This is a genomic window from Nissabacter sp. SGAir0207 (assembly GCF_005491205.1).
Taxonomy (GTDB): Bacteria; Pseudomonadota; Gammaproteobacteria; order Enterobacterales; family Enterobacteriaceae; genus Chimaeribacter.
Window position 1 is genome coordinate 2,079,262 of sequence record NZ_CP028035.1, and the last position, 21,556, is coordinate 2,100,817.

The 21,556-nt window shown below is 61.8% G+C and carries 20 protein-coding genes, 1 pseudogene and 1 other annotated feature; of the genes and pseudogenes, 12 read left to right on the forward strand and 9 right to left on the reverse strand.

Features of this window, described 5'->3' with window-relative positions; genetic code table 11:
• Positions 1-259: 259 nt before the first annotated feature.
• The gene (gene topA, locus C1N62_RS08955) at positions 260-2,854 is read right to left on the reverse strand and encodes a type I DNA topoisomerase (protein WP_137763310.1); all 2,595 of its coding nucleotides are present in this window, start codon (positions 2,852-2,854) and stop codon (positions 260-262) included.
• A 432-nt stretch (positions 2,855-3,286) separates the two neighbouring features.
• On the opposite strand from topA, the gene C1N62_RS08960 reads away from it, so the two are divergent.
• Positions 3,287-3,538 carry a DUF2498 family protein gene (locus C1N62_RS08960; RefSeq protein WP_137763311.1) on the forward strand — a complete coding sequence of 84 codons (252 nt, stop codon included), beginning with the start codon at positions 3,287-3,289 and terminating at the stop codon, positions 3,536-3,538.
• A gap of 38 nt (positions 3,539-3,576) precedes the next feature.
• On the opposite strand, the gene sohB is transcribed toward C1N62_RS08960, so the two are convergent.
• Complete coding sequence (gene sohB / locus C1N62_RS08965) at positions 3,577-4,620, reverse strand: protease SohB (protein ID WP_137763312.1); 1,044 nt, start codon at positions 4,618-4,620, stop codon at positions 3,577-3,579.
• Between the two features lie 298 nt (positions 4,621-4,918).
• On the opposite strand from sohB, the gene C1N62_RS08970 reads away from it, so the two are divergent.
• Both C1N62_RS08970 and cobO read left to right on the forward strand, forming a co-directional pair.
• Positions 4,919-5,680, forward strand: coding sequence for a YciK family oxidoreductase (locus C1N62_RS08970; protein ID WP_137763313.1), 762 nt, complete (start codon positions 4,919-4,921; stop codon positions 5,678-5,680).
• A gap of 7 nt (positions 5,681-5,687) precedes the next feature.
• Complete coding sequence (gene cobO / locus C1N62_RS08975; protein ID WP_137763314.1) at positions 5,688-6,275, forward strand: cob(I)yrinic acid a,c-diamide adenosyltransferase; 588 nt, start codon at positions 5,688-5,690, stop codon at positions 6,273-6,275.
• A gap of 1 nt (position 6,276) precedes the next feature.
• On the opposite strand, the gene cobT is transcribed toward cobO, so the two are convergent.
• The 6 genes from cobT to C1N62_RS09005 all read right to left on the reverse strand — a co-directional run bounded on the left by cobT (position 6,277) and on the right by C1N62_RS09005 (position 11,228).
• Positions 6,277-7,323: a nicotinate-nucleotide--dimethylbenzimidazole phosphoribosyltransferase gene (cobT, locus tag C1N62_RS08980; protein ID WP_137763315.1), complete on the reverse strand. Its 1,047-nt coding sequence runs from the start codon at positions 7,321-7,323 to the stop codon at positions 6,277-6,279.
• Between the two features lie 63 nt (positions 7,324-7,386).
• Positions 7,387-8,118 (reverse strand): adenosylcobinamide-GDP ribazoletransferase, encoded by a 732-nt coding sequence (gene cobS / locus C1N62_RS08985; RefSeq protein WP_240775678.1) that lies wholly within the window; start codon positions 8,116-8,118, stop codon positions 7,387-7,389.
• A 272-nt stretch (positions 8,119-8,390) separates the two neighbouring features.
• Positions 8,391-9,263 (reverse strand): 23S rRNA pseudouridine(2605) synthase RluB, encoded by an 873-nt coding sequence (gene rluB, locus C1N62_RS08990; protein ID WP_137763317.1) that lies wholly within the window; start codon positions 9,261-9,263, stop codon positions 8,391-8,393.
• A gap of 190 nt (positions 9,264-9,453) precedes the next feature.
• Positions 9,454-9,570: a YmiA family putative membrane protein gene (locus tag C1N62_RS08995; RefSeq protein ID WP_137763318.1), complete on the reverse strand. Its 117-nt coding sequence runs from the start codon at positions 9,568-9,570 to the stop codon at positions 9,454-9,456.
• Between the two features lie 141 nt (positions 9,571-9,711).
• A complete protein-coding gene (locus C1N62_RS09000; protein ID WP_137763319.1) occupies positions 9,712-10,332 on the reverse strand; it encodes an L-threonylcarbamoyladenylate synthase in 621 nt (206 codons plus the stop codon).
• A gap of 29 nt (positions 10,333-10,361) precedes the next feature.
• Complete coding sequence (locus C1N62_RS09005; protein WP_255508600.1) at positions 10,362-11,228, reverse strand: PHP domain-containing protein; 867 nt, start codon at positions 11,226-11,228, stop codon at positions 10,362-10,364.
• A gap of 228 nt (positions 11,229-11,456) precedes the next feature.
• Positions 11,457-11,557 (forward strand) — a sequence feature (Trp leader region).
• Between the two features lie 28 nt (positions 11,558-11,585).
• On the opposite strand from C1N62_RS09005, the gene C1N62_RS09015 reads away from it, so the two are divergent.
• The 6 genes and pseudogenes from C1N62_RS09015 to C1N62_RS09045 all read left to right on the forward strand — a co-directional run bounded on the left by C1N62_RS09015 (position 11,586) and on the right by C1N62_RS09045 (position 18,651).
• Positions 11,586-13,148: an anthranilate synthase component 1 gene (locus C1N62_RS09015; RefSeq protein ID WP_137763322.1), complete on the forward strand. Its 1,563-nt coding sequence runs from the start codon at positions 11,586-11,588 to the stop codon at positions 13,146-13,148.
• A pseudogene (trpD, locus tag C1N62_RS23330) lies at positions 13,148-14,766 on the forward strand (bifunctional anthranilate synthase glutamate amidotransferase component TrpG/anthranilate phosphoribosyltransferase TrpD). Before C1N62_RS09015 ends, trpD begins: the two are co-directional and overlap by 1 nt.
• Before the next feature lie 7 nt (positions 14,767-14,773).
• Positions 14,774-16,135, forward strand: a complete 1,362-nt coding sequence (gene trpCF / locus C1N62_RS09030) for a bifunctional indole-3-glycerol-phosphate synthase TrpC/phosphoribosylanthranilate isomerase TrpF (protein WP_137764962.1) — start codon at positions 14,774-14,776, stop codon at positions 16,133-16,135.
• 40 nt (positions 16,136-16,175) lie between these two features.
• Positions 16,176-17,366 (forward strand): tryptophan synthase subunit beta, encoded by a 1,191-nt coding sequence (gene trpB, locus C1N62_RS09035; protein WP_137763325.1) that lies wholly within the window; start codon positions 16,176-16,178, stop codon positions 17,364-17,366.
• On the forward strand, positions 17,366-18,172 hold the full coding sequence (trpA, locus tag C1N62_RS09040; RefSeq protein WP_137763326.1) for a tryptophan synthase subunit alpha: 807 nt from the start codon (positions 17,366-17,368) through the stop codon (positions 18,170-18,172). Before trpB ends, trpA begins: the two co-directional genes overlap by 1 nt.
• Before the next feature lie 164 nt (positions 18,173-18,336).
• Positions 18,337-18,651 carry a BON domain-containing protein gene (locus tag C1N62_RS09045; protein WP_137763327.1) on the forward strand — a complete coding sequence of 105 codons (315 nt, stop codon included), beginning with the start codon at positions 18,337-18,339 and terminating at the stop codon, positions 18,649-18,651.
• Positions 18,652-18,706: 55 nt separating this feature from the next.
• On the opposite strand, the gene ompW is transcribed toward C1N62_RS09045, so the two are convergent.
• Entirely contained in the window at positions 18,707-19,339 is a 633-nt protein-coding gene (ompW, locus tag C1N62_RS09050) for an outer membrane protein OmpW (protein WP_137763328.1), read from the reverse strand.
• Positions 19,340-19,626: 287 nt separating this feature from the next.
• Between ompW and C1N62_RS09055 the strand changes: the two genes are divergently transcribed.
• From C1N62_RS09055 to C1N62_RS09065, 3 genes are all read left to right on the forward strand, one after another.
• Complete coding sequence (locus C1N62_RS09055) at positions 19,627-20,019, forward strand: YkgJ family cysteine cluster protein (RefSeq protein WP_137763329.1); 393 nt, start codon at positions 19,627-19,629, stop codon at positions 20,017-20,019.
• A 49-nt stretch (positions 20,020-20,068) separates the two neighbouring features.
• A complete protein-coding gene (locus tag C1N62_RS09060) occupies positions 20,069-20,821 on the forward strand; it encodes a YciC family protein (protein WP_137763330.1) in 753 nt (250 codons plus the stop codon).
• 170 nt (positions 20,822-20,991) lie between these two features.
• Positions 20,992-21,549 carry a septation protein A gene (locus C1N62_RS09065; protein WP_137763331.1) on the forward strand — a complete coding sequence of 186 codons (558 nt, stop codon included), beginning with the start codon at positions 20,992-20,994 and terminating at the stop codon, positions 21,547-21,549.
• Positions 21,550-21,556 lie beyond the last annotated feature (7 nt).

Sequence of the window (21,556 nt, forward strand, 5' to 3'; positions counted from 1 at the left end):
GTCGCATGGTATGGCGATAACGCCGCGCGGATAAACGCCAGGGCGCAAAATGTCAGTCGATAAATAGCATATTAGAATAAAAAGCTATTTTATATAACCATTATATCGAATAGAGCGGCGATGTATAGATCCCCGGCTGGCTGACGTCACCATTTATTATCTATGGCGATTAATTTATATCGGTGCCTGATAATAGATCCACGGGCTATAAAAAAACCAGCGTTTGCACGCTGGTTTTTTTCATTGGTGGGACAAGAGGTTATTTTTTGCCTTCCACCCATTTGCCATCCACGTAGAAGGCAGACCAGCCGGTGGCTTTGCCCTCCTTCTCCGAGGAGACATACTGCTGTTTGGTTTTGCGGCTATAGCGCACCAAGGTTTTGTTGCCTTCCGGGTCAGCGACCGGCGCATCCGCCAGATAGACCAGCTTCTCTGGCAGGCGATCGCGGAAGCGGGCCAGCTCCTCCACCAGCGGCGCGCGGGTTTCGCGCGATTTCGGGAAGGTATTGGCCGCCAGGAAGACACCCGCCGCGCCGTCACGCAGCACGAAGTAGGCGTCAGACTTCTCGCACGGCAACTCTGGCAGCGGCACCGGATCCTCCTTCGGTGGCGCCACTTCGCCATTGCGCAGGATTTTGCGGGTGTTTTTGCACGCCTCGTTGGTACAGCCCATGTACTTGCCGAAACGCCCCATCTTCAGGTGCATCTCTGAGCCGCACTTCTCGCACTCCACCACCGGGCCGTCGTAGCCTTTCAGGCGGAACTCGCCCTCTTCCACCTCATAGCCTTCACAGGCCGGGTTGTTGCCGCAGACGTGCAGCTTGCGCTGGTTGTCGATCAGGTAGCTGTCCATCGCCGTGCCGCATTTCGGGCAGCGACGGCGGGCGCGCAACGCATTGGTTTCGGCGTCTTCGCCCTCCAGCACGTTCAGTACCTCATTTTCCGGCACCAGATTGATGGTGGTTTTGCAGCGCTCTTTCGGTGACAGCGCATAGCCGGAGCAGCCGAGGAATACGCCGGTGCTGGCGGTGCGGATGCCCATTTTGCGGCCGCAGGTCGGGCAGTCAATGTCCGTCAGCACCATCTGGTTCGGGCGCATACCGCCTTCGGTTGGGTCGCGCTCCGCCTGCTCCAGCTGGTGGCTGAAGTCTTCGAAGAAGCCATCCAGCACCGCTTTCCACTCAGCCTGATTGTTGGCCACCTGATCGAGGTCATCCTCCATGCGGGCGGTGAAGTCATAGTTCATCAGCTCGCGGAAGTTCTCCTCCAGACGGTCGGTCACGATCTCACCCATCTTCTCGGCGTAGAAGCGGCGGTTCTCTACCCGCACATAGCCGCGATCCTGAATGGTCGAGATGATGGAAGCATAGGTTGACGGACGGCCAATGCCGCGCTTCTCCAGCTCCTTGACCAGCGAGGCTTCGCTGAAGCGTGCCGGCGGCTTGGTGAAGTGCTGGCTTGGCAACAGCTGTTGCAGCGTCAGCTCGGTGCCGATCGCCACGTTAGGCAGCGTGCGATCTTCGTCACCCTTGCGCAGCGCAGGCATCACCCGCGTCCAGCCATCAAAGCGCAGGATGCGGCCACGGGCACGCAGCTGGTAGTCGCCTGCCTGCACCGTCAGGGTGGTGGAGTCATATTTCGCTGGCGTCATCTGACAGGCCACGAACTGGCGCCAGATCAGCTGGTAGAGCTTCTGCGCGTCCGCTTCCATGTCCTTCAGCTGCTCCGCCTGCACCTGTACATCCGATGGACGGATCGCCTCGTGCGCCTCTTGGGAGTTCTCTTTGCTGCTGTAGGTGTTCGCCTCTTTCGGCAGGTACTGGTCGCCGAACTCGCTGCCGATGTAGCCGCGCACCATCTCCACCGCATCCTTGCTCAGGTTGGTGGAGTCAGTACGCATATAGGTGATGTGGCCGGCCTCATACAGGCGCTGCGCCATCATCATGGTCCTCTTCACGCCAAAGCTCAGGCGGGTACTGGCGGCCTGTTGCAGCGTGGAAGTAATGAAGGGCGCGCTCGGGCGGCTGCTGGTCGGTTTGTCTTCGCGGTCGCGCACCGTGTAGCGCGCCTTCTCCAGCAGCGCGACGGCGGCGTGGGTCTGCTCGCGGTTGACCGGCTTGAACGGTTTGTCATGGAGGTGGGTCACCTCCATCATCAGCTGGGCATCGGCATTATTCAGCTGGGCGTGCAGCTCCCAGTACTCCTCTGGCACGAACGCCTTGATTTCGCGCTCGCGCTCCACCACCAGCCGCACCGCCACGGACTGCACCCGGCCTGCTGACAGGCCACGGGCGATCTTCTTCCACAGCAGCGGCGAGACCATGTAACCCACCACGCGGTCCATAAAGCGGCGCGCCTGTTGGGCATTCACACGGTCGATATTCAGTTCGCCCGGCTGGTTGAACGCCTGCTGGATGGCGTTTTTGGTGATCTCGTTGAACACCACCCGGCTGAAGCGCTTGTCATCGCCGCCGATCACTTCCCGCAGGTGCCAGGCGATGGCTTCCCCTTCGCGGTCAAGGTCGGTTGCGAGATAGATGTGGTCAGCGTTTTCCGCCAGAGATTTCAGCTCCGACACCACCTTCTCTTTGCCCGGCAGGATCTCATACTGCGCCTGCCAGCCGTGATAAGGGTCGACGCCCATGCGGTTGACCAGCGCTGCTTTCTCATCCTTTTTTACTTTTTTCTTGGCTTTTTCTTCGGAAGATTCTGCATTTTTTTTCGCGGCCGAGCCGCTGGTGGGCAAATCGCGGATATGACCGACGCTGGACTTCACCACGTAGTCATTGCCCAAATATTTATTAATCGTTTTGGCTTTTGCCGGGGACTCAACTATTACGAGAGCTTTTCCCATATTTACCTTTACCTAAATTAATTCTTCCGAAAAAGAAGTTTTTTATCCCGTTATGCCGCAGCAATCTGCATCCTTTTTTTATATTGCGACAGTGAGGCTGGAGATCAAGACGTTTTTTATCATTGTCCCTCTGACTGCTCATCACTGCCGCAATCGGCCCGGCTTTGCCCTCAGGCTCCACCACGCCATCGCTGGCCGCCTGCTCCCTGGCCGGGGGTCAGCGCCAACAAAGGGCTGAGCGTAAAGTAAATCTTCCACCTGCCGGCGCGAAAGCCCACACTCTACCTGATAAAAAACGCCACGCAACCTAATTAGCATGGATTACGCATTTTCGCCAATCCCCGATTTCGCGACTGATAACCCCATCAGATTTGCGGGTTTTGGCCGTCAGCATTAGACTGGGCGCACATAATCAGCTGTGGAGTCATCAGGATGAACAAAAATAGAACGGCGATTTCCAAACAGCGTTTGCTGGAAGAAGCCAATATTATAATCAGGGCACATGAAGATTATTTGCACGGCATGGTGACCACCGATGTCAGGCAAAACGGGGATATACTGGTATTCAGCGGGGAGTTTTTCCTTGATGCTCAGGGGTTGCCGACGGCGAAAAGCACGGCGGTATTTAATATGTTTAAATACCTGGCGACCTATTTCTCTGATAAATATTTTTTAGAGAATTAATCATCATGAAAAAAGGGGCTAACGCCCCTTTTCCTTTCTTATAACATCGGTTTTTCACCACGCTGCCACCAGCGCAACATCAGCCGGTCAAGGCTCTCAGCGGCGCTGCCCGTGAAGCGATCCATCATCCGCTTGCGACGGCGGAAACGCACACTGATCACCTCATGGTTCTCCATCTCGGCAATCAGCAGATCGTCACTGGTGCCGATGGCGTCCACCAGCCCCTTTTCACGCGCCTGCAGGCCAAACCAGTGCTCGCCGGTTGCCACGCTGTCAATGTCCAGTGACGGGCGCTGCTGCTTGACGAAGGTCTTGAACAGCTGGTGGGTTTCGTCGAGATCCTCGCGGAACTTCTCACGCCCCTGCTCAGTATTCTCACCAAACAGCGTCAACGTACGCTTGAACTGGCCAGCGGTGTGCAGCTCCACATCAATATCATTTTTCTTCAACAGACGGTTAAAGTTGGGGATCTGTGCGACTACGCCAATCGAGCCGACGATGGCAAACGGCGCGGCGATGATGCGATCCGCCACGCAGGCCATCATGTAGCCGCCGCTGGCCGCCACTTTGTCCACCGCCACCGTCAGGCGGATGCCCGCCTGTCGCAGGCGCGTCAGTTGGGAGGAGGCAAGGCCGTAGCCGTGCACCACCCCGCCGGGGCTTTCCAGTCGCAACAGTACCTCATCCTGCGGTGTGGCCACCGCCAGCACGGCGGTGATCTCCTCACGCAGCGACGCCACCTCATGGGCATCGATGCTGCCCTTGAAATCAAGCACATAGAGGCAGGGCTTGCCGCTGTTGACGCCCTGTTTGGCGTTCAGTTTGGCCTGTTTGGCCTCGGCCTTGCGGCTCTTTTTCAGCACCTTGTCCTGTGCCTTGCGCGCTGCCTCGTCCAGACGCGATGAACGCATCTCCTGCTGCATCTCCCGGTACTGTTTGGAGAGATCCGTCAGGTGCAGCTCGCCCGGACGCTGCGCCTTGCGCGCCTTCAGGCTGAACACCAGTACCACCAGCGCACCGATTGCCACCACCAGCGTGATGACTTTGGCCAGAAACAGCCCATACAGAGAGAATAACTCCACGAATTTCCGCCTTTTTCTGTCAGTTAACATCTATGGGTTATCTTAGCCATTTCCCACCGCGCCGTCTTGCCTGATGCGCAAAGCGCCGCAGCGTTGCGCGGTTTTGTTACAAAACCAGAGGAAATGATGGTTATTCATTGAAATGTCGATCCATTTGAGGCATATACGTTCAATATTCTTCACACCCACGATTTCGCACCAGGGTGGCGAGCAGGTTGAGCCAGGCTCCCGCCGCCATCCTGGCATTTTGTGACCGGCCCACGCCGCCGGCACCCCAGCCACGCGAGAGGACTTCCCCATGCACTACCATCCGAAAAGCAACCTATTGGACAACCGCATCATTCTGGTGACCGGTGCCGGTGACGGCATTGGCCGCGAGGCCGCCCTGACCTACGCCCGCTTCGGCGCGCGCGTGATCCTGCTGGGCCGTACCGAGGAGAAGCTGCTGGCGGTGCAACAGCGCATCGCGCAGGCCGGGCTGAAACCGGCACAGGTGATCACACTGGATCTGCTGACCGCCACGCCGGCGCAGTGCCAGGCCGTGGCCGACACGCTGGCGCAGCAAGTGCCGCGTCTGGATGGCGTGCTGCACAACGCTGGCCTGTTGGGCGAGATCGCGCCCATGGCGCAACAGGACAGCGACCTGTGGCAACAGGTGATGCAGGTCAACGTCAACGCCACCTTTATCCTCACGCAGGCGCTGCTGCCGCTGCTGCTGAAATCCAGCGGCGGCTCGCTGGTGTTCACCAGCTCCAGCGTCGGCCGCGAGGGGCGCGCGGGCTGGGGGGCCTACTCGGTCTCCAAATTTGCCACCGAGGGGATGATGCAAGTATTGGCGGAGGAGTACAAACATTCCACCCTGCGCGTCAACTGCATCAACCCCGGCGGCACCCGCACCGCGATGCGCGCTTCCGCCTTCCCGCAGGAGGACGCCAACAAGCTGAAGACGCCCGCCGACATCATGCCGCTCTACCTCTATTTGATGGGCGATGACAGCCGCCGCAAGACTGGCATCAGCTTTGACGCACAACCGGGCCGCAAGCCCGGCCCGGCGGAGTGAGGCCGAGATGAGCGACAGACACCAGCAACGCCAGCAAAAACTGAAAGAGCAGGTTGACGCCCGCATCGCCGCCGCCCAAGAGGTACGTGGCCTGCTGATGGTGTTCACCGGCAACGGCAAGGGCAAGACCACCGCCGCCTTCGGCACCGTGACGCGCGCGGTGGGCCACGGCCTGCGCGCCGGGGTGATCCAGTTCATCAAGGGGGAGTGGCCGAACGGCGAGCGCAACCTGCTGGAGCCGCACGGCGTCGAGTTCCAGGTGATGGCGACCGGCTTCACCTGGGAGACGCAGAACCGCGACACCGACACCGCCGCCTGCCAGGCGGTGTGGCAACATGGCAAGCGGATGCTGGCCGATGAGACGCTCGATCTGGTGCTGCTCGATGAGCTGACCTACATGGTGAGTTACGGCTACCTCGATCTGGCGGAGCTGATGGCGGCGCTGGCGGCGCGCCCGGCCCACCAGACGGTGATCATCACCGGGCGCGGCTGCCACCGCGACCTGCTGGAGCAGGCCGACACGGTCAGCGAAATGCGCCCGGTGAAACACGCCTTCGACGCCGGCATCATGGCGCAGAAGGGGATCGACTGGTAACTCAGAGGGCGATATTGCACTCCGCCAGCGTCGCCATCTCATTGTGCATGGCGCAGGCGGCGTCAATCAGGTTGAAGGCCAGCGCCGCGCCGCTGCCCTCGCCCAGCCGCAGGGAGAGATCGAGGTAGGGCTGTAGCCGCAGGTGCGTTAGCGCAATCTGCGAGCCGCGCTCGGCAGAGGTGTGGGAGGGGATCAGGTAGGCCCAGACGGCTGGCGCAATCTGGCAGGCGGCCAGCGCCGAGGCGTAGGAGAGGAAGCCATCCAGCACCACCGGGATGCCAGCCGCTGCCGCGCCTAACATCGCGCCGCTCATCGCCACCAGATCAAAGCCGCCGACCTTCGCCAGCACCTCCAGGCCATCGTTCGCCTGTGGCCGGTTGATCGCCAGCGCCTGCTCAATCACCGCCACCTTGTGCCCCAGCTGCGTCGGCGGCAGGTTGGCACCCAGCCCGGCTACTTGCTCAGGCGGCTGGCCAGTGATGGCGGCAATCACCGCCGCGGCCGGGGTGGTGTTGCCCATCCCCAGCTCACCCACGCCCAGCACCGTCAGGCCCTGCGCTACCCGCTCGGCCACCCAGTTGGCGCCCCACAGCAGCAGCTGTTCCGCCTGTTCGCGCGTCATTGCCGGGCCACGGGCGATGTTGCCGCTGCCCTCGCCCTGATGGCATGCCACTGCGCCCGGCACCGGGCCGCCAATGATGCCGGTGTCCACCAGCGTCACGGCCGCGCCAGCGATTTTCGCCATCGCGTTGACGCCCGCCACGCCGCGCAGAATATTGCCAGCCTGAATGGCGGTCACCACCTGTGGCGACGGGGTGATCCCCTCCTGCCAGACGCCGTGGTCTGCGGCCATCACCACAATCTCTTTTTGCGGGAACTGCAACGGGCGGCCGCTGCCCCGGATGCCCGCCAGCTGTACCGCCAGCGCCTCCAGCCGACCAAGGCTGCCGGGCGGCTTCACCAGCGCATCGAGCCGGGTCTGGGCCTGCGCCATCGCCGCGCGGTCAGGTGGCGCGATGGCGTTAAGGATGTCGTTGACGGAATTCATGATTCACTCTCCATGTTGAAAGGCGGCGCGGGCGCCGCCGGGGGAAATGCGGGGGGATGGCGCTCAGCGCCACAGCAGGGCCAGCAAGAACACCACCTCAAACAGTTCAATGCCAGCGCCAAGGGTGTCGCCGGTCTGGCCGCCAATCTTCTCCTGTACCGCGCTGCGGAAGATCAGGCCGACAAACAGGGTGATCGCCACGGCCAGCAGGCTCATGACGCCGCAGACAAGGGCCACGCCCAGTGCGGTGATCAGCAGCGTGATCCAGAAACGGCGCGGGCAAATTTTGCCGATGTAGAGGTTGCCCAGCCCATCCTCACGGGCATAGGTCTGGCGGAACATCAGAATCGGCAGCAGGCCGCGGCTGACCATCGGCGTGGCGAGCAGCACTGGCAGCATGGCGTAGCCGCTGACGCTCATCTGGTAGAGGGCGGCGACGCGCATCAGCAGCGTCAGCAGCACCGCCGCCGCGCCATAGGTGCCGATGCGGCTGTCACGCATGATCTCCAGCGCCCGCTCGCGGCGGGCATGGGCAAACAGCCCGTCGCAACTGTCGGCCAGCCCATCGAGGTGGAACGCGCCGGTCACCAGCACATTGGTCACCACCGCCAGAATGGCCGCCATCAATGGCCCGAGCGCGCCCGCGGTCAGCATATAGACCACGGTGCAGCACATTCCCACCACCAGCCCCACCACCGGGAACCAGTAGACGCCACGCGGGTAGTCATGCACGCTCATGCGGTCACAGGCGTTGCTCGGCACCGGCAGGCGGGTCAAAAATTGTAAGGTTGCCAAAAAGATTTTCATGACGCGGATCTGTCCATCGATATAAGTCCCAGCTCTTTAAGTGATTGTCTTACTTGCCCGCCTGGCATTGCGCCTGGCTATTAATAGCACAGGTTTCTCCCTCCTATTGAGGGCAACCGTCTGAAACCTGGCCTGTTTTTATTCAGGGATGAATATATTACTGAAATAATGCCATTTTCATATAATTTCACGGCTAATTTTCAGAAAAATTCAATAAAAAACCGCAGCCTGGGCTGCGGTTTGGGGAAGGTCGAAGGGGGTTAGCCGCGCTTGCTGGGGGCGCTGCGACGGCCGGGGGAGACCTGGCTGTGGCGCTTCACGGCGCGGCGGATCTGGTTGGCCTTGACGCGGCGGCGCTCCTTTTCTACCGGCAGCTTGCTGACGGTCTCCGGGTCCAGCTCCACCAGCTCGCGCAGGTAGTTGATCTCGGCCAGATCCAGCTCTTTCCAGCCACCGCGCGGCAGCCCTTTCGGCAGCGGCAGGTCGCCGTAGCGAACGCGGATCAGGCGGCTGACCTGCACGCCGACCGCTTCCCACAGGCGACGCACTTCACGGTTGCGCCCCTCGGTCAGGGTGACGTTGTACCACTGGTTCAGGCCTTCGCCGCCCTGGAAGCTGATGGTGCGGAAGGCGGCCGGGCCATCTTCCAGCTGCACGCCACGGCTGAGCTGCTTGATCTTGTCATCATCAACCTGGCCGAAGACGCGTACCGCGTACTCGCGCTCCACTTCCCGGCTCGGGTGCATCAGGCGGTTGGCCAGTTCACCGTCGGTGGTGAACAGCAGCAGCCCGGAGGTATTAACGTCCAGACGACCTACGGCCACCCAGCGCGCGCCGCGCAGTTTCGGCAGACGGTCAAACACGGTCGGGCGCCCTTCCGGGTCGCTGCGGGTGCACAGCTCGCCTTCCGGCTTGTAGTAGGCCAGCACGCGGCAGACAGCCTCGGCGGACTCTTTAATCGAGACCACGTGACCATCCATGCGGATTTTCATGCCAGGATTCACATCGACCCGATCGCCCAGGGTGGCGATTTTGCCATCCACGCTGACGCGGCCGGCCTGGATCATGGTTTCGATTTCGCGGCGGGAACCATGACCGGCCCGCGCCAGAACTTTCTGTAATTTCTCGCTCATTGAGCAACCTCTGTTGTCGCCTTCACAGGCGTCAGATGGGCCGCCGGGGAAAACCCACGGCCCAGAAATGGGGGGTTATAAGCTATTATGAAGTAAATCAAATACTTATAAAAAGTTTAGCCGACCATTATACACAGTTAAGCCAGCTTTGTATTCCCTATTATAGCCGGGAGCGGAAGGACGCGGCGCGCTAATAGCAGAGCAGCCAAATCAGCCCGAGCCAGAACAGGCCACAGCCGGCCAGTACGGCCAGCCATACCCGGCGGCGCAATCTGTGGTCTTCCTGTTCGGGGAGTGAGGTGCCCATGCGTTTGCCTGCAAAAAAATAAGCACCAGCTTATTGGCAAAGCCCTTCGGCAGACAATCGTTTGCCGCGCAGAATGCGGCCTGGGCCATAGTTATGGCACAAAAAGGGGCGCGAGGCCCGGCGCGCTGGCCGGGCGACGCCTTAGCGGAACGGCGCGGGGTCGCCAGCGCCCTCGCGGATCACCTCTGGCGTGGTGTCCGTGAGGTCAACCACCGTGGTCGGCTGCTGGCCGAGGAAACCGCCGTGGATCACCAGATCCACCTGCTTGCCCAACACCTCCTTGATCTCCTCCGGGTCAGACTCGGCGAAGTCATTGCCCGGCAGCATCAGGGTGGTGGACATCAGCGGCTCCTGCAACACATCCAGCAGCGCCAGCGCGATGGGGTTGGAGGGCACGCGCAGGCCGATGGTTTTGCGCTTCTCGCTCATCAGGCGGCGCGGCACCTCTTTGGTCGCCTTCAGGATGAAGGTGTAGTGGCCGGGGGTGTTGTTCTTGATCAGGCGGAAGGCGCTGTTGTCCACGTAGGCATAAGTGGATAACTCGCTCAGGTCGCGGCACACCAGCGTGAAGTTGTGGTTGCTGTCGAGCTGGCGGATGCGGCAGATGCGCTCCATCGCCCCCTTCTCTTCCAGGCGGCAGCCCAAGGCGTAGCCGGAGTCGGTAGGATAGACAATCACCCCGCCCTTGCGCAGCACGTCTACCGCCTGATTGATCAGGCGCAGTTGCGGGTTTTCAGGGTGAACATAAAAAAACTGGGTCATCAAATACCTCGTTATCGTTGATGGGTCCGTCAGGCGGCTGGCCAGTCACGCCAGACAGGCTCCACGCCGCCCGGCAGCCAGAGCTTGCGCCCCAGCTCAATCCACGGGCAGGGCTGGTGGAAGTCCGATCCCTGTGAGGCGAGCAGCTGGAACTGCTGGGCATAGGCGGCCAGTTGCGTGCGCTCGTTTGGCGCCTGCTGGCACTGGGCGACCTCCATCGCGTCGCCGCCGTGGGCAGCGAAGTAGGCCAACAGGCGTTTCAGCCACTTGGCGGACAGATCATAGCGGCCAGGGTGGGCAACCACCGCCTGACCGCCGGATTGATGAATAACATCAATGGCCTGTTCTATTGTACACCACTGCGGCGGCACATAGCCGGTTTTCCCCTTGGCCAGGTACTTTTTGAACACCTGTGCCATGTTGTCTGCCTTGCCAGCCTCCACCAAAAAGCGCGCGAAGTGGCCGCGTGTCACCGCGCCGCCATTGGCGAAGCGCAAGGCCCCCTCCAGCGCGCCGGGGATGTGCGCCTTCTCCAGCCGGTGCGCCATCTCCTCCGCCCGCTGGTGGCGGTAGGTGAGCTGTTGCGCCAGCAGTGCCTGCATGGCCGGGTGCTGCGGCTCGATGTTCAGGCCGACGATGTGGATCTCGTGGTTCTCCCACAGCGTGGAGATCTCCACGCCATTGACCAGCCGCAGCGGCAGTTGCTGCGCGGCAATCGCCTCGGCGGCGGCGGCCAGCCCCTCGACGCAGTCGTGGTCAGTGATCGCCAGTACCCCGACCCGCATCTCCACCGCGCGCGCCACCAGCGCGGCGGGCGTCAGCAGGCCGTCCGAGGCGGTGGTGTGGCTGTGGAGATCGAACAGGGTAAAGGCGGGGGAAGTGGCGTCAGTCAACATGGTCATCCTGCAAAAAAGCGTGGTGCCCCGTGGGGCGGTGGCGGCACGTTACCCCAGAGTGGCAAGCAGATGCCAGCCCTATCGCATATTCATCACTTTTATCATTTCAAGCCATTGCAGGTTAAATCATCTGGATGAGGGGTTGACATTGCGTCGCTGAACCATTTAACTAGTACACAAGTTCACAGACATGAGGCCCTGATAATGAAAACGATGCAGATGACCCGACTTGGTTGGTGGCGCTTCTCCCTTTGGCGGGCGGCGTAATCACGCATCTCTGTTATCAGAGTGTCGATTTGCAGAAGCCCGCACCCCGCGGGTTTTTTTGTGGCTTAAAACTAGGCAGGAACAATAAAAATGAACACACCTCGTCCCGATCTGGAGTTACTGAGCGTCAGCGGCCTCTACCGCAATGACCCGACCACCCTGTTCAACCAGCTGTGCGGCGCACGCCCGGCCACGCTGCTGCTGGAGTCCGCCGAGATCACCAGCAAGGAGAACCTGAAGAGCCTGCTGATCGTTGACAGTGCATTGCGCATCACCGCGCTGGGTCGCGAAGTCTCCATTCAGGCGCTGACCGCCAACGGCGCGTCGCTGCTGCCTCTGCTGGATGCGGCGCTGCCGCCAGAGGTGGCCGTGTGTGTACGGCCAAACGGCCGCGAGCTGACCTTCCCGGCCATTGACCCGTTGCAGGATGAGGATGCCCGCCTGCAATCGCTGTCGGTGTTTGACGCGCTGCGCCGCCTGTTGGCGCTGGTCAACAGCCCGGTCGAGGAGCGCGAGGCGATGTTCCTCGGCGGCCTGTTTGCCTATGATCTGGTGGCCGGGTTTGAGGAGCTGCCGCCGCTGCGGGCCGACCAGCGCTGCCCGGACTACTGCTTCTATCTGGCCGAGACCCTGCTGGTGCTGGATCACCAGACGCGCGCCTGCCGCATTCAGGCCAGCCTGTTCACCCCCTCCGCCAGCGAGCGCCAACGGCTGCAACAGCGGCTGGAGCAGGTGCAGCATCAGGTGCAGCAACCGGCGTACGCCATCCCGCGCCCGGCGGTGCAGGACATGGCGCTGAGCTGCAACCAGAGCGACGAGGCGTTTGGCGCGGTGGTCAGCGGGTTGCAGGCGGCGATCCGCGAGGGGCAGATCTTCCAGGTGGTGCCGTCGCGCCGCTTCTCCCTGCCCTGCCCGTCACCGCTGGCCGCCTACCAGACCCTGAAGGAGAGCAACCCCAGCCCCTATATGTTCTTCATGCAGGACAACGACTTCCAGCTGTTCGGCGCTTCGCCGGAGAGCGCCCTGAAGTATGACGCCGAGAGCCGCCAGATTGAGATCTACCCGATTGCCGGCACCCGCCCGCGTGGCCGCCATGCCGATGGCTCGCTGGATCGCGATCTCGACAGCCGCATTGAGCTGGAGATGCGCACCGACCACAAAGAGCTGGCCGAGCACCTGATGCTGGTGGATCTGGCGCGCAACGATCTGGCGCGCATCTGCGAGCCGGGCAGCCGCTACGTCGCGGATTTGACCAAGGTGGATCGCTACTCCTTCGTGATGCATCTGGTGTCGCGGGTGGTGGGCACCCTGCGCCACGATCTGGATGTGCTGCACGCCTATCAGGCCTGCATGAACATGGGTACCCTGAGCGGCGCGCCGAAGGTGCGCGCCATGCAGCTGATTGCCGCTTCCGAGCAGAGCCGACGCGGCAGCTACGGCGGCGCGGTGGGCTACCTGACCGCCCACGGCGACCTCGACACCTGCATCGTCATCCGCTCCGCCTATGTCGAGGAGGGCATCGCCACCATTCAGGCCGGTGCCGGTGTGGTGCTGGACTCCGTGCCGCAGGCGGAAGCCGATGAGACCCGCAACAAAGCCCGCGCCGTGCTGCGCGCCATTGCTACCGCACATCACGCCCGGGAGGTGTTCTGATGGCCGATATTCTGCTGCTCGATAACGTTGACTCCTTTACCTACAACCTGGTGGACCAACTGCGCACCTTCGGCCACCGGGTGGTGATCTACCGCAACCATATCCCGGCCGACACCATCATCAATAAGCTAAAAGAGATGGAACAGCCGATCCTGATGCTGTCACCCGGCCCCGGCGCGCCCTCTGAGGCGGGCTGTATGCCACAGCTGTTGCAGCGCCTGCGCGGCCAGCTGCCGATCATCGGCATCTGCCTCGGCCATCAGGCGATTGTTGAGGCCTATGGCGGCCACGTCGGGCAGGCCGGTGAGATCCTGCATGGCAAGGCGTCGTTGGTGGAGCACGATGGCGAGGCGATGTTCGCCGCCCTGCCAAACCCGCTGCCGGTGGCGCGCTACCACTCGCTGGTGGGCAGCGACATCCCGCAGGGGTTGCAGGTCAACGCCCGCTTCAATGGGATGGTGATGGCGGTGCGCCACGATGCCGACCGCGTCTGCGGTTTCCAGTTCCACCCTGAATCCATTTTAAGCTCACAGGGCGCGCGTCTGCTGGAGCAGACCCTGGCCTGGGCGTTGGCCTGAGACAAGGAGAGAGAGCCATGACTACCCTCACCCACGAGAGCAACGCCGCCATCCTTGAGCGCCTCTACCGCGCTGGCACCATGAGCCAGGCGGAGAGCCGCCAGCTGTTTGGCGCGATTATCCAGGGCGAACTGGCCCCAGAGCAGCTGGCGGCGGCGCTGATCAGCATGAAGGTGCGCGGCGAGCGGCCGGAGGAGATTGCCGGTGCCGCACAGGCGCTGCTGGCGGATGCCCAGCCCTTCCCGCGCCCGGACTACCTGTTTGCCGACATCGTTGGCACCGGCGGCGACGGCAGCAACAGCATCAACATCTCCACCGCCAGCGCCTTTGTGGCGGCGGCCTGCGGGGTACGCGTCGCCAAGCATGGCAACCGCAGCGTCTCCAGCCGTTCCGGCTCCTCTGACCTGCTGGCGGCCTTTGGCATCCGTCTTGACCTGCCAGCGGCCGAGGCGCGTCAGGCGCTGGACGATCTGGGCGTCTGCTTCCTGTTCGCGCCTCAGTACCACACCGGGTTCCGCCACGCGATGCCGGTGCGCCAACAGTTGAAAACCCGCACGCTGTTCAACGTGCTGGGGCCGCTGATCAATCCGGCACGGCCGCCGCTGGCGCTGATTGGCGTCTACAGCCCGGAACTGGTGCTGCCGATCGCCGAAACCCTGCGCACCCTCGGCTACCAGCGCGCGGCGGTGGTGCACGGCGGCGGCATGGATGAGGTGGCCATCCACGCGCCGACCCAGGTGGCGGAGCTGAATCAGGGCGAGATCAGCCACTATCAGCTCACCCCGGCCGACTTCGGTTTGCCGAGCTACCCGCTTGAGGCGTTGCAGGGCGGCGCGCCGGAAGAAAACCGTGACATTCTGGCACGCTTGTTACAAGGTAAAGGTGAACCCGCGCATGAGGCGGCGGTGGCCGCCAATGTCGCGCTGTTACTGAAGCTGTTTGGCCAGGAAGAGATTAAACAGAACGCGCAACAGGCGCTGGCGGTGATCCGCAGCGGCGACGCCTACCAGCGTGTCAGTGCATTGGCAGCAAGAGGATAAGTGAGTGATGCAGGAAACCGTGCTCCACCGGATCGTCCGTGACAAGGCAGTTTGGGTTGCGGCCCGCCAGCAGCAACAGCCGCTGGCCGAGTTTGAACATCTGCTTGGCCCCAGCCAGCGCAGCTTCTACCACGCGCTTCAGGGCGCCCGCACCGCCTTCATTCTGGAGTGCAAAAAGGCATCGCCCTCCAAGGGGCTGATCCGCGAGGATTTCGACCCGGCACAGATCGCTGGCGTCTATAAGCAGTATGCCTCCGCCATCTCGGTGCTGACCGATGAGAAGTATTTTCAGGGCAGTTTTGACTTCCTGCCGCAGGTGAGCGCCGTGGCGACCCAGCCGGTGCTGTGCAAGGATTTCATTATTGATCCCTACCAGATCTATCTGGCGCGCCACTATCAGGCCGACGCCATCCTGCTGATGCTCTCGGTGCTGGATGATGAGCAGTACCGCCAGCTGGCGGAGGTGGCACACAGCCTGAAGATGGGCGTGCTGACCGAGGTGATCAGCGAGGAGGAGGCGGCCCGCGCGGTGCGCCTCGGCGCCAAAGTGGTGGGCATCAATAACCGCGATTTGCGTGACCTGAGCATCGACCTCGACCGCACCCGCCGCCTCGCGCCGCTGCTGCCTCCGGGCGTGACGGTGATCAGCGAGTCCGGCATCAACACCTACGGCCAGGTACGCGCCCTGAGCCGCTTCGCCAACGGCTTCCTGATTGGCAGCGCGCTGATGGCCGAGGAGGATCTGGGTGCGGCGGTGCGCCGGGTGATGCTGGGTGAAAACAAGGTGTGCGGCCTGACCCGCGCGCAGGACGCCCAGACCGCGGCAGAGGCCGGGGCCGCCTATGGCGGGCTGATCTTCGCCGCCCGCTCGCCGCGCTGCGTCAGCATTGCGCAGGCGCAACAGGTGATGGCGGGCGCGCCGCTGAAGTATGTCGGCGTGTTCAGCGACCAGCCGGTGGCCGAGGTGGCGGATGTTGCCGCCACGCTGGGGTTACATGCGGTGCAATTGCATGGCGCGGAGGATCAGGCTTACATCGATGCGTTGCGTGAGGCACTGCCCGCCGCCTGCCGCCTCTGGAAGGCGCTTTCGGTTCGCGACCACCTGCCCGCGCGCGATTTGCGCCACGTTGACCGCTATGTGCTGGACAACGGCGCGGGCGGCACCGGCCAGCGCTTCGATTGGGGCCTGCTGGCCGGGCAGCCGCTGGAGAATGTGCTGCTGGCCGGTGGCCTGAGCGCTGACAACTGCGTGCAGGCGGCCCAGTTGGGCTGCGCCGGGCTGGATTTCAACTCCGGCGTTGAGCAGGCACCTGGCATCAAGGATGCCGCGAAAGTGATGGCCGTATTCCAGACGTTGCGCGCCTACTGAGGCGCGCCGTTTCACCGTCTTTACCGACAGGACTGATAGCATGACTCTACTTAATCCCTACTTTGGCGAATTTGGCGGCATGTATGTGCCGCAAATCCTGGTGCCGGCGCTGAAACAGCTGGAAGAGGCCTTTGTCAGCGCCCAGCGCGACCCGGCGTTCCAGGCTGAGTTTATGGAACTGCTGAAAAACTACGCCGGTCGCCCCACCGCCCTGACCCTGTGCCGCAACCTGACCGCCGGCACCCGCACCAAGCTCTATCTGAAGCGCGAGGATCTGCTGCACGGCGGCGCGCACAAAACCAATCAGGTGCTCGGTCAGGCGCTGCTGGCGAAGCGGATGGGCAAGACAGAGATCATCGCAGAGACCGGCGCTGGCCAGCATGGCGTGGCCTCTGCCCTCGCCTCCGCGCTGCTCGGCCTGAAGTGCCGCATCTATATGGGCGCGAAAGATATCGCGCGTCAGTCGCCGAACGTCTTCCGTATGCGGCTGATGGGCGCGGAGGTGATCCCGGTGCACAGCGGCTCCTCCACGCTGAAGGATGCCTGTAACGAGGCGCTGCGCGACTGGTCGGGCAGCTACGAGACCGCCCACTACATGCTCGGCACCGCCGCTGGCCCGCACCCCTACCCGACGCTGGTGCGTGAGTTCCAGCGCATGATTGGCGAAGAGACCAAGGCGCAGGTGCTGGAGCGCGAAGGCCGCCTGCCGGATGCGGTGCTGGCCTGTGTCGGCGGCGGCTCCAACGCCATCGGCATGTTTGCGGACTTCATCGAAGAGGAGTCGGTCGGCCTGATTGGCGTGGAGCCTGCCGGGCTGGGCATTGAGAGCGGCCAGCATGGCGCGCCGCTCAAGCATGGCAAGGTCGGCATCTACTTCGGCATGAAAGCGCCGATGATGCAGACCGAAGATGGGCAGATTGAGGAGTCCTACTCCATCTCCGCCGGGCTGGATTTCCCCTCCGTCGGCCCGCAGCACGCCCACCTCAACAGCATTGGCCGCGCCGAGTATGTCTCGGTCACCGATGAGGAGGCGCTGGACGCCTTCAAGGCGCTCTGCCGCAGCGAGGGCATCATCCCGGCATTGGAGTCCTCCCACGCGCTGGCCCATGCGCTGAAGATGATCAAGCAGGAGCCGGAAAAAGAGCAGCTTCTGGTGGTGAATCTGTCCGGCCGTGGTGACAAGGACATCTTCACCGTTCACGACATTTTGAAAACACGGGGAGAGATCTAATGGAACGCTATCAGCAACGTTTTACCGAGCTGGCAACCCGCAAGGAGGGGGCCTTCGTCCCGTTTGTTACCCTTGGCGACCCTAACCCGGAGCTCTCCCTGGCGGTTGTCGATACGCTGGTGGAAGCCGGGGCGGATGCGCTGGAGCTGGGCATCCCCTTCTCCGATCCGCTGGCGGATGGCCCAACCATCCAGAACGCCACGCTGCGCGCCTTCGCCGCTGGCGTGACGCCCAACCGCTGTTTCGAGATGCTGGCGGCGATCCGCCAGAAGCACCCGACCCTGCCGATTGGCCTGCTGATGTACGCCAATTTGGTGTTCCACAAGGGCATCGATGCCTTCTACCAGCGCTGCGCCGAAGTGGGCGTTGACTCGGTGTTGGTGGCGGATGTGCCGCTGGAGGAGTCCGCGCCGTTCCGTACCGCCGCCCTGCGCCACCAGATCGCCCCGATCTTCATCTGCCCGCCCAACGCCGATGATGAACTGCTGCGCGAGGTGGCGGCCCACGGCCGTGGCTACACCTACCTGCTGTCGCGCGCCGGGGTGACCGGCACCGAGCAGCGCGCCCAGTTGCCGCTCGGCCACCTGATTGACAAGCTGGCGGAGTATCAGGCCGCGCCGCCGTTGCAGGGTTTTGGCATCTCTGAGCCTGCGCAGGTACGCGAGGCGCTGGCCGCCGGCGCAGCCGGGGCGATCTCTGGCTCGGCGATTGTGCGTATCATTGAGCGCCACCACACGCAGCCGGCGGAGATGCTCAGCCAGCTTGGCGCGTTTGTGCGTGAGATGAAGGCCGCCACCCGCCGCTAGTTCCCCCACGCCTTACCCTTTTGTGCGGTAAGGCGTTCTTTGTGCTACTTATTTCTCCTGTCGATTTGTCGAATCGCCATCTATCTACCAGACTTATTGAACCTGCGCTGGCCGCAGCCGTTGGCCGTGGCGCTCGCCACCCTAAATTGACATGGAGAATGGATATGAAGTTATTTAAAGCCTTATCTGCAATGTGCATGGCGCTGATGGTGGCGCTGACCCTGTCGGCCTGCGCGCCGACCGCCAAATCCGAGGGCACCGGCGGCTATATCGATGACACCGTGGTGACCACCAAGGTGAAATCTGCCCTGCTGGCGGATGACTCGCTGAAATCCCGTGAGATCAATGTAGAAACCTTCAAGGGCCGCGTGCAGCTGAGCGGGTTTGTCAGCTCCATGGCGGACGCCAACCATGCCGTCCAAGTGACGCGCCAGGTGACAGGCGTGAAGTCGGTTGAGAACGCGATGCAGATCAAGTAACGCGGCAGCCGCATAAAAAAGGCGCACCCCGGTGCGCCTTTTTTGCCTCTGGCGATCAGAAGCGGTAGCCCGCCCCAAACATAAACACCCAGGGATCGATGCGCGTGTCGATGCTCTGGTGCTCACCGCCAGCATTGAAGCGTGCCTTGGTTTCAATGTTCATCCACCAGACCGACATATTCAGCAGCCAGTGCGCGTTCAGGTTGTAGTCCAGCCCCGCCTGACCCGCGATGCCCCACGAGTCCTTCAGGCTGAGATCGCTCAGTCCCGCTGAAGTGCCGGTGTCATTGAACTTCTCATCAAAGAAGGTGGTGTAGTTGACGCCCACGCCCAGATAGGGGCGCAATTTGTCCTGTTTGTCGCCGAAGTAGTACTGCGCCATCAGGGTTGGCGGCAGTTGCTTCACCTCGGCGATGGTGCCCGTGGATTGCAGGCCAATCTTATGCTTGAAGGGCGTCGCCGCCAGCAACTCCACGCCGATGTTGTCGGTCACCAGATAGCTGAAGGTCAGCCCTAGCTGGGTATTGTTATCGACATTGAACGGGCCAAGCCCCAGCACATTGTCCGATCCCTCGGTCGGGCGCACCGTCGCTGTCCCGGCCCGGACGATAATGTCCCCGGCCTGATGCGCGGAGACCACCGCCGGCAGGGCCGCCGCGGCCAGCAGAATCCAAGACGCCTTCTTCATTTTCCACTCCTTTTGGCTCAAACACCTTCACGCGTAAATAGTTAATGTCATTGCATTTATATTTTGAATGCGTGCGCATCTTTACATTGATTTGACAAAGGTGTCATCCCGTCACTTCTTGCTGATTTCATTAAAAAACAATGAATTGATCTAGATCAAAAGCAGGTCACTTTTCTCGGGGCTTTTTTGGCTTAAAATTTCATTTGCGTAACGTGGGGGGCGTGGGTAAGTTGCTCACTCCCTGTGGGTTTTGGTTCGAAGCCGTAAGGAGTCGGTGGGTAATCAAGATGAGCGAACATCTTAATCCTTGTGTCAGTTGTGGCGCCTGCTGCGCCCATTTCCGGGTCTCTTTCTATTGGGCTGAAGCGGAGGACGGTGGCGGGGTTGTGCCTGTCGATCGTACCGAGCCGCTGACCCCGTTTCTTCGTTGCATGCAAGGAACCAACAGTAAATCGCCGCGCTGCGTCGCGCTTGAGGGCGATATTGGACACGCTGTCTCCTGCTCCATCTATTTGAACCGGCCGACCCCGTGCCGGGAGTTTGACCAATCCGGTGAGAACGGCGTGCATAATGATGCCTGCGACCGGGCGCGGGCGCGCTATGGCCTGCCGCCCCTGCCGGTCACTCTGCCGCCGGATGACGCCCTGACGCTGAACGCGGGGTGCCACACTGGTCCGTAACAGGTTACAATCAGCGGCTTACTGATTTGATTGTCGCCAAGGAGTTTTCATGCCCATCACGGCCAACACGTTGTACCGTGACAGTTTTAATTTTATGCGCAACCAGCTTGCCAGCATCCTGTTGCTGGCGCTGCTGACTGCCTTTATTTCTGTCTTGCTGAATCAGGCCTTTACCCCTGACAGCGGCCAGCTTGCCATTCTGGCCAATGCAGAGAGTGACCTGACCTCAACGGCTGGCATGGGGCTGCAGGAGATTATCCAGCAGATGTCCCCGGAGCAGCAGATGGTGTTGCTGAAAGTCTCTGCCGCGGCGACCTTCTCCGCGCTGGTGGGCAATGTGCTGTTGGCCGGCGGGATGCTGACGCTGATCCGCATGGTGTCTGAGCGACAGCCGACCAGCGTGCTGCGTGCGCTGGGGGCGTCCGCGCCGATCCTGCCGCGCTTGCTGCTGCTGATGTTTATCTGCACGCTGCTGATCCAGCTCGGCCTGATGCTGTTTATCCTGCCGGGCGTGCTGATTGCCATTGCGGTGTCGCTGGCGCCGGTGATGGTGGCGAGCGAGCGGATGGGCGTGGTGGCGGCGATCCGCCAGAGCGCCCGCCTCGCCTACGCCAACGTGAAGTTGGTGGTGCCAGCGATGATGCTCTGGCTGGCGGCCAAACTGCTGCTGCTGTTTTTGATCAGCCAGCTGACGGCGCTGACGCCAACCGTCGCCACCGTGGTGATGACAGCGCTGAGCAACCTCATCTCCGCCATGCTGCTGATCTATCTCTACCGTCTCTACATGCTGTTGCGCGCCTAAGCGCACTGCCCCAAAGGGCGCCTGCGGGCGCCCTTTGCCTTTCTGGCCGCCACCTTGTATAAAATACGCGCACTGCCGCCCTGACAGGCGGATAATGCACGGTGCCCCGAGATACACAGCCCCCATTGAATCCGGTATAGTCGGACGATGGATCGCTACTGGAATGAATTATGAAGCAGTTTCTTGATTTTCTGCCCCTGATTGTCTTTTTTGCCTTTTACAAGCTTTATGACATCTACATCGCCTCTGGCGCGCTGATCGCCGCCACGGCGCTGGCGCTGGTCTTTACCTGGGTAAAGTACCGCAAGGTGGAGAAGATGACCCTGATCACGTTCGTCATGGTGGCGGTGTTTGGCACCCTGACGCTGGTGTTCCATGATGATCTGTTCATCAAATGGAAAGTGACGGTGATCTACGTGCTGTTTGCCGCGGCGCTGCTGGTCAGCCAGCTGGTGCTGAAGAAGCCGTTGATCCAGCGGATGCTGGGCAAGGAGCTGACGCTGCCCGATCACGCCTGGGGCCGCCTGAACCTGGCCTGGGCGCTGTTTTTCCTGGTGTGCGGTCTGGCCAATATCTATGTCGCCTTCTGGCTGCCGCAAAACGTCTGGGTCAACTTTAAGGTCTTCGGCCTGACCGCCCTGACGCTGGTGTTTACCCTGTTCAGCGGCATCTATATCTACCGCCATATGCCGGAAGAGCAAAAAAAGCCTGAAGGGCAAAAAAAATAACTCCCCC